Source organism: Rhodoferax sp., assembly GCF_014859475.1.
Lineage (GTDB): Bacteria > Pseudomonadota > Gammaproteobacteria > Burkholderiales > Burkholderiaceae_C > Rhodoferax.
In genome coordinates this window covers 1-7,569 of record NZ_JACUUE010000118.1, presented here as the reverse complement: position 1 = coordinate 7,569, position 7,569 = coordinate 1, and the positions used below count along the sequence as shown (strand labels likewise).

General features: G+C 59.6%; 3 protein-coding genes and 1 pseudogene. All 4 read left to right on the top strand.

Annotated features, from left to right (window positions below; all coding sequences use genetic code 11):
* Positions 1-240 precede the first annotated feature (240 nt).
* Entirely contained in the window at positions 241-1,509 is a 1,269-nt protein-coding gene (locus IBX54_RS10405; RefSeq protein ID WP_296542587.1) for a nitrate/nitrite transporter, read from the top strand.
* An 8-nt stretch (positions 1,510-1,517) separates the two neighbouring features.
* Positions 1,518-3,146, top strand: a complete 1,629-nt coding sequence (locus tag IBX54_RS10400; protein ID WP_296542586.1) for an antiporter — start codon at positions 1,518-1,520, stop codon at positions 3,144-3,146.
* A gap of 41 nt (positions 3,147-3,187) precedes the next feature.
* Positions 3,188-7,003, top strand: a complete 3,816-nt coding sequence (locus tag IBX54_RS10395; RefSeq protein WP_296542585.1) for a nitrate reductase subunit alpha — start codon at positions 3,188-3,190, stop codon at positions 7,001-7,003.
* Positions 7,004-7,020: 17 nt separating this feature from the next.
* A pseudogene (gene narH / locus IBX54_RS10390) lies at positions 7,021-7,569 on the top strand (nitrate reductase subunit beta); the annotation flags it as partial.

The following is a 7,569-nucleotide window of genomic DNA, read 5'->3' as shown; positions in this document are numbered from 1 at the left end:
TGACGGTACTCTTTCATGGCTTGGGGCGTCGCTGCGGATTCATGAAGCTAGCTTGAACCTGCAATGCAATTTAGCTTGAACCTGCACTTGCTCGGTGCGATGTGGCAAAAGTAGTTCTTCAGAACTAGTCTCTCTGACCGGCCCCTAGTTCCAAATTCAGCTTGCACCCGTTCCACAGAGGGATACCGAAAAACCGCCGCCCAACCTACAGTCTTGTCAATCCAAAAAGGAGTTTTTGACATGACCAAGAAAGGGCAAGCCCTGTCCGTGCTGATCGTCAGCACCTTCGCCTTCACCGTGTGTTTCATGGTGTGGATGATGTTTGCCGTGATCGGCATTCCGATCAAAAAAACGCTCGGTCTCAGCGCCACCGAGTTTGGCCTGATGACGGCCATGCCGGTACTTTCCGGCTCATTGATCCGGGTGCCCTTGGGCATTTGGACCGACAAATACGGCGGTCGCATCGTGATGACTGCCTTGATGGCAGCCACTGTGCCAGCCATCTGGTTCATGGCCGTTGCCACCGAATTCTGGCATTACCTCGCCATTGGCCTGGTCATCGGCCTTGCAGGCGGTTCTTTTTCGGTGGGCACGCCCTATGTGGCGCGCTGGTTTCCCAAAGATAAGCAAGGCTTTGCAATGGGCATCTTCGGCGCCGGCAACTCAGGCGCAGCCGTCAATAAATTCCTGGCACCCGCACTGGTGGTCGCCTTCGGCTGGACCATGGTGCCGCATGTGTATGCGGGCATCATGCTGGGCACGGTGTTGCTGTTCTGGTTTTTCAGCTACAGCGACCCCAGCCATCTGGTGCCCAGCCACGTCAAGTTCAGCGACCAGCTCAAGGCCTTGAAAGATCCCAAGGTAATCAAGTACTGCCAGTACTACAGCATCGTGTTCGGTGGCTATGTTGCGCTCTCTCTTTGGATGGTGCAGTACTACGTGGGCGAGTTCGGACTGGACATCCGCATCGCAGCTTTGCTGGCGGCCTGCTTCTCATTGCCCGGCGGTGTCCTTCGCGCCATGGGCGGCTGGATGTCGGACAAGTACGGCGCGCACAGCGTGACCTGGTGGGTGCTATGGGTGGCCTGGATCTGCCTGTTCCTGCTGAGCTACCCACAGTTCGACTTCACAGTCGCCACCATTGACGGTCCGAAGACCTTCCACATCGGCCTGAATGTTTACCTGTTCACCTTCCTGATGTTCACGCTGGGCATTGCATTTGCCTTCGGCAAGGCCAGCGTCTTCAAGTACATCAGCGACGAGTATCCCGACAACATCGGCACCATCAGCGGCATCGTCGGGCTGGCCGGCGGCATGGGCGGCTTCATTCTGCCGATCATGTTCGGCGCCCTGGTGGACTTGACCGGCATCCGCTCCAGCGCCTTCATGCTGATGTATGGCGTGGTCTGGGTGTCCTTGATCTGGATGTACTGGACCGAAGTGCGCGCCAAGGAGTACATGGCCCACAAGAGCCCGCCCGAGATCACCGCACAAATCATTTCCAACTGAAAGAACCTATGAGCAACATAAAAGCATCAGGCGCAGACATCGCCGACTGGCGCCCGGAAGACGAGCAGTTCTGGGAAACCACGGGCAAGCGAGTCGCCAGCCGCAACCTCTGGATTTCCATTCCCAACCTGCTGGTGGCCTTTGCCGTCTGGGCCATGTGGGGCATCATCACCGTGCAGATGATCAACCTGGGTTTTCCGTTCAAGCCCGCCGAAATGTTCACCCTGACCGCCATCGCCGGCCTGATGGGTGCCACCTTCCGCATCCCGGCGTCGTTCTTTATCCGCTTGTCAGGCGGGCGCAACACGATCTTCCTGACCTCGGCACTTCTGATCATCCCGGCGGTCTGGACCGGCATGGCGCTGCAGGACACCAACACGCCCTTGTGGGTGTTCCAGGCCTGCGCCTTCCTGAGCGGCATTGGTGGTGGCAACTTTGCCTGTTCGATGTCCAATATTTCGGGTTTTTACCCCAAACGCCTGCAGGGCACCGGGCTGGGCCTGAACGCCGGTCTGGGCAACTTTGGTGTCACCACCATGCAGGTGCTGATTCCGCTGGTCATGACCGTGGGCCTGTTTGGCGCTGTCGGTGGTGGCTCCATGGTGTTGACCAAGGACAGCGGCTGGATCATGGGCAAGATCCTGGCGGGCACCCCCACCTTCATTCAAAACGCCGGCTTCATCTGGGCGGCCATTTTGCTGCCCCTGGTCGCCGCCGCCTGGTTTGGCATGAACAACCTGCTGCCGCTATCGCCCAACTACGGCGGCACGCTGGCAGCGTTTTCCAAAATCCTGTACTTGTGGGGCATCACATGCCTGATCGGCGGCCTGGGGCTGTACCTGTACCTGCCGGCGCCCACCGGTTTGGGTCTGCTCAGCATGTGGGTGGCCCTGCCACTCATCATCGTGGCCACGCTGATGGCCATGCGGCTGGCGGCCTTCGGCGAGATGAAAGGCAACATTGCCAAGCAGTTTGATATTTTCAAAAACAAGCACACCTGGTCCCTGACGCTGCTCTACATCGTCACCTTCGGCTCCTTCATTGGTTTCTCGATGGCCTTGCCGCTGTCGATCACGGTGATTTTTGGTGTCAGTCATGTGCCTGACGCGGCCGGCATCATGCAGCACACCCTGAAAAACCCGAACGCACCGTCCGCCCTCACCTACGCCTGGATCGGCCCGTTTGTCGGCGCGCTGATTCGCCCGGTGGGCGGCTGGATCTCTGACAAGGTGGGCGGTTCCATCGTGACCCAGGTGATCTCGGTCGTCATGGTGGGCGCCTCGACAGGGGTGGGTTACGTGATGATGCAAGCCTACGCTTCGGCCACGCCAGAGCAGTATTTTTCCACCTTCATGTGGCTGTTTGTGCTGCTGTTTGCCGCCAGCGGCATTGGCAATGGTTCCACCTTCCGCACCATTGGTGTCATTTTTGACCGCCAGCAAGCCGGTCCGGTGCTGGGCTGGACTTCAGCCGTGGCCGCTTACGGTGCCTTTATCGCGCCTGTGGTGATTGGTGCCCAGATCAAGGCCGGCACACCGCAGATCGCCATGTACGGCTTTGCCATCTTTTACGCGCTGTGCCTGGTGCTGAACTGGTGGTTCTATTTGCGCGCCGGCTCGGAGATCAAAAACCCGTGACCACAAGAAATTTTTCACATCCATTTTTTCAGAGGTAAACCATGAGCCACTTTCTTGATCGACTCACTTATTTCTCGCAACCCAAAGAGGCTTTCTCTGGCGAGCACGGTGTCACCACGGGTGAAGACCGCACCTGGGAAGATGCCTACCGCACCCGCTGGGCGCACGACAAGATCGTGCGCAGCACGCACGGCGTGAACTGCACCGGCTCCTGCTCCTGGAAGATTTACGTCAAGGGCGGCATCGTGACCTGGGAAACCCAGCAAACCGACTACCCACGCACGCGCTGGGACATGCCCAATCACGAGCCGCGTGGCTGCGCCCGGGGTGCCAGCTACAGCTGGTACTTGTACAGCGCCAACCGCGTCAAATACCCGATGGTGCGTGGCGCCTTGCTCAAGCTCTGGCGCGAAGCGCGTCAGACCCAGGCGCCAGTCGAGGCCTGGGCATCCATTGCCCTGGACGATGCCAAGCGCAAAAGTTACCAGACCCAACGCGGCATGGGCGGCTTTGTGCGCTCCAGCTGGGACGAGGTCAACGAGATGGTGGCAGCGGCCAACGTCTTCACCATCAAGCAATACGGGCCAGACCGCATCATCGGCTTCTCGCCCATTCCCGCCATGTCGATGGTGTCGTATGCCGCCGGCAGCCGCTACCTGGGTCTGATTGGCGGTGTGCCGATCAGCTTTTACGACTGGTACTGCGACCTGCCCCCGGCCAGCCCGCAAATCTGGGGTGAGCAAACCGATGTGCCCGAATCGGCCGACTGGTACAACTCGTCGTACATCATTGCCTGGGGCTCCAACGTGCCGCAAACGCGCACGCCCGACGCCCACTTCTTTACCGAAGTGCGCTACAAAGGCACCAAGACGGTGGCCGTCACACCCGACTACTCTGAAGTGGCCAAGCTGTCCGACATCTGGATGAAGCCCAAACAGGGCACCGACGCTGCTGTCGCCATGGCCATGGGCCATGTGATCCTGAAAGAGTTTTATTTCCCCGATGGCGGCAAACCGCGCAGCGAGTACTTTGACAACTACGTGCGCCGTTACACCGACATGCCGATGCTGGTCATGCTGAAAGAAAAGGTACTGCCCAGCGGCGAAACCGTGATGGTGCCCGACCGCTATGTGCGCGCCTCCGACTTCAACGGCAAGCTCGGCGCGGCCAACAACCCCGAGTGGAAAACCGTCGCGCTGGACATGAGCGGCAAAGTGGTGTTGCCCAACGGTGCCATTGGTTTCCGCTGGGGCGCAGATGGCCGTGCTGACCAGGGCCAGTGGAACCTGGAGGCCAAGGAAGCCCGCCATGGCACCGAGGTCAAGCTCAAACTCACCGTGATGGAAGGCAACGAAGCCAGCGCCGAGACCGCCAAGGTCGGTTTCCCGTACTTCGGCGGCATCGTCTCCGAGCACTTCCCCAACAATGCCAGCGGCGACGCGGCCAATAACGTGCTGGTGCGCACCGTGCCGGTGCAACGCATTGCGCTGGGCAAGGAAGGCGACCAGCGTGAAGCCCTGGTGGCCACCGTGTTCGACCTGCAAGTGGCGAACTACGGCGTGGCACGCGGCCTGCCGGGTGAAATGGCCGCCAAGGACTTCAACGACGACACGCCTTACACGCCAGCCTGGCAAGAGCGCATCACCGGCACGCCGCGTGAGCAACTCATCACCGTAGCGCGCCAGTTTGCCGACAACGCCGACAAGACGCACGGCAAGTCGATGGTGATCATTGGCGCCGCCATGAACCACTGGTTCCACGCCGACATGAACTACCGCGGTGTCATCAACATGCTGATGATGTGCGGCTGCATTGGCCAGTCGGGTGGCGGCTGGGCGCACTATGTGGGTCAGGAAAAACTGCGCCCGCAAACCGGATGGACCGCGCTGGCTTTTGCGCTGGACTGGATTCGCCCGCCCCGGCAAATGAACGGCACCAGCTTCTTCTACGCGCACACCGACCAGTGGCGCTACGAAACCGTGGGTGTCGATGAAATCCTGTCGCCGCTGGCCGACAAAGCCAAATTTGGCGGCAGCATGATCGACTATAACGTGCGCGCCGAACGCATGGGCTGGTTGCCCAGCGCGCCGCAGCTCAAGACCAACCCGCTCGAGGTGGTACGTGCCGCGACGGCGGCCAACATGGAGCCAAAGGATTATTTGACCCGGGGCTTGCAAGACGGCAGCCAGACCATGAGCTGCGAAGACCCCGACCACCCCAACAACTGGCCGCGCAACATGTTTGTCTGGCGCAGCAACATTCTGGGCTCCAGCGGCAAGGGGCATGAGTACTTTTTGAAGCACCTGCTGGGCACCAAACACGGCGTGCAGGGCAAGGATCTGGGCAAAGACGAGGCCCGCCCCACCGAAGTGGTCTGGCACGACAACGCCCCCGAGGGCAAGCTCGACCTGGTGGTGACGCTGGACTTCCGCATGAGCACCACTTGTCTCTACTCTGACATTGTGTTGCCCACGGCCACCTGGTACGAAAAGAACGACATGAACACCAGCGACATGCACCCGTTCATCCATCCCCTGAGCACCGCGGTGGACCCTGCCTGGCAGTCGCGCAGCGACTGGGAAATCTACAAGGGTTTTGCCAAGAAGTTCAGCGAAATCTGCGTCGGGCATCTGGGCGTGGAGCGCGACATGGTGCTGACCCCGATCATGCACGACACCCCTGCCGAGATGGCACAACCCTTTGGTGTGCAGGAATGGAAGAAGGGCGAGATCGACCTGATCCCTGGCAAGACCGCCCCCAGCTTCATGGTGGTGGAACGCGACTACCCCAATGTGTACAAGCGTTTCACCGCGGTTGGCCCGCTGATGAACAAGGTGGGCAACGGCGGCAAGGGCATCAGCTGGGACACCAAGATTGAAGTCACCCAGTTGGGTCAACTCAATGGCTTGACCACGGATGCCGGCGTGACCTGCGGCATGCCCAAGATCGAGAGCGACATTGATGCCTGCGAAGTCATCCTGCAACTCGCGCCCGAAACCAACGGCCACGTCGCGGTCAAGGCCTGGGAAGCATTGGGTAAACAAACCGGTCTGGACCACACCCACCTGGCCATTCACCGCGAGGATGAGAAGATTCGCTTCCGCGACATTCAAGCGCAGCCGCGCAAGATCATCAGCTCTCCTACCTGGAGCGGCATCGAGAGTGAAACCGTCAGCTACAACGCCGGTTACACCAACGTGCACGAGATGATCCCATGGCGCACCCTGACCGGGCGCCAGCAGTTCTACATGGATCACCCGTGGATGACCGCGTTTGGTGAAGGCTTCAGCAGCTACCGCCCGCCGGTGGACTTGAAAACGACCCACGCCATGCAAGACCGCAAGCCCAATGGCAACAAAGAGATTGCGCTGAACTTCATCACGCCGCACCAAAAATGGGGCATTCACAGCACCTACAGCGACAACCTGCACATGTTGACGCTCAGCCGCGGTGGCCCGATCGTCTGGATCAGCGAAGACGACGCCAAAGCCGCCGGGATTGTGGACAACGACTGGATTGAGTTGTTCAACCTCAACGGCGCGCTCAACGCGCGTGCGGTGGTGAGCCAACGTGTGCGCAATGGCATGTGCATGATGTACCACGCTCAGGAAAAGCTGGTGAACCAGCCCGGCTCGGAGATCACAGGGGGCCGTGGTGGCATCCACAACTCGGTCACCCGCATTGTGCTCAAGCCGACGCACATGATCGGCGGCTACGCGCAGTTCAGCTACGGCTTCAACTACTACGGCACCATCGGCACCAATCGCGACGAGTTCGTCGTGCTGCGCAAGATGAACAAGGTGGACTGGCTGGACGATGAAGACTCGTCCAGCAATGCCGCTACCACCCAAAACTGATCAGCTTGGAGAAAAAAATGAAAATTCGCGCACAAATCGGCATGGTGCTCAACCTGGACAAGTGCATTGGTTGCCACACCTGCTCAGTCACCTGCAAAAACGTCTGGACCAGCCGCCCCGGCATGGAATACGCCTGGTTCAACAACGTCGAGACCAAACCCGGCATCGGCTACCCCAAGGAATGGGAAAACCAGGACAAGTGGAACGGTGGCTGGATCCGCAAGAGCAACGGTGCCATCGAGCCACGCCAGGGCGCCAAGTGGAAGCTGTTGATGAAAATTTTCGCCAACCCCAACTTGCCGCAAATCGACGACTACTACGAGCCCTTCACCTTCGACTACGCTCACCTGCAAAGCGCGCCGGCCGGCAACAACGTGCCTACCGCACGCCCGCGCAGCCTGATCACCGGGCAACGCATGGAAAAAATCGAGTGGGGCCCGAACTGGGAGGAAATTCTGGGTGGCGAATTCGCCAAGCGCAGCAAAGACAAGAACTTTGATGACATCCAGAAAGACATCTACGGCCAGTTCGAAAACACCTTCATGATGTACCTGCCGCGCCTGTGC

Bases quoted from the DNA above. Each gene is read 5' to 3' on its own strand.
- IBX54_RS10400 (WP_296542586.1), top strand. From the start codon at position 1,518: ATGAGCAACATAAAAGCATCAGGCGCAGACATCGCCGACTGGCGCCCG.
- IBX54_RS10405 (WP_296542587.1), top strand. From the start codon at position 241: ATGACCAAGAAAGGGCAAGCCCTGTCCGTGCTGATCGTCAGCACCTTC.
- IBX54_RS10395 (WP_296542585.1), top strand. From the start codon at position 3,188: ATGAGCCACTTTCTTGATCGACTCACTTATTTCTCGCAACCCAAAGAG.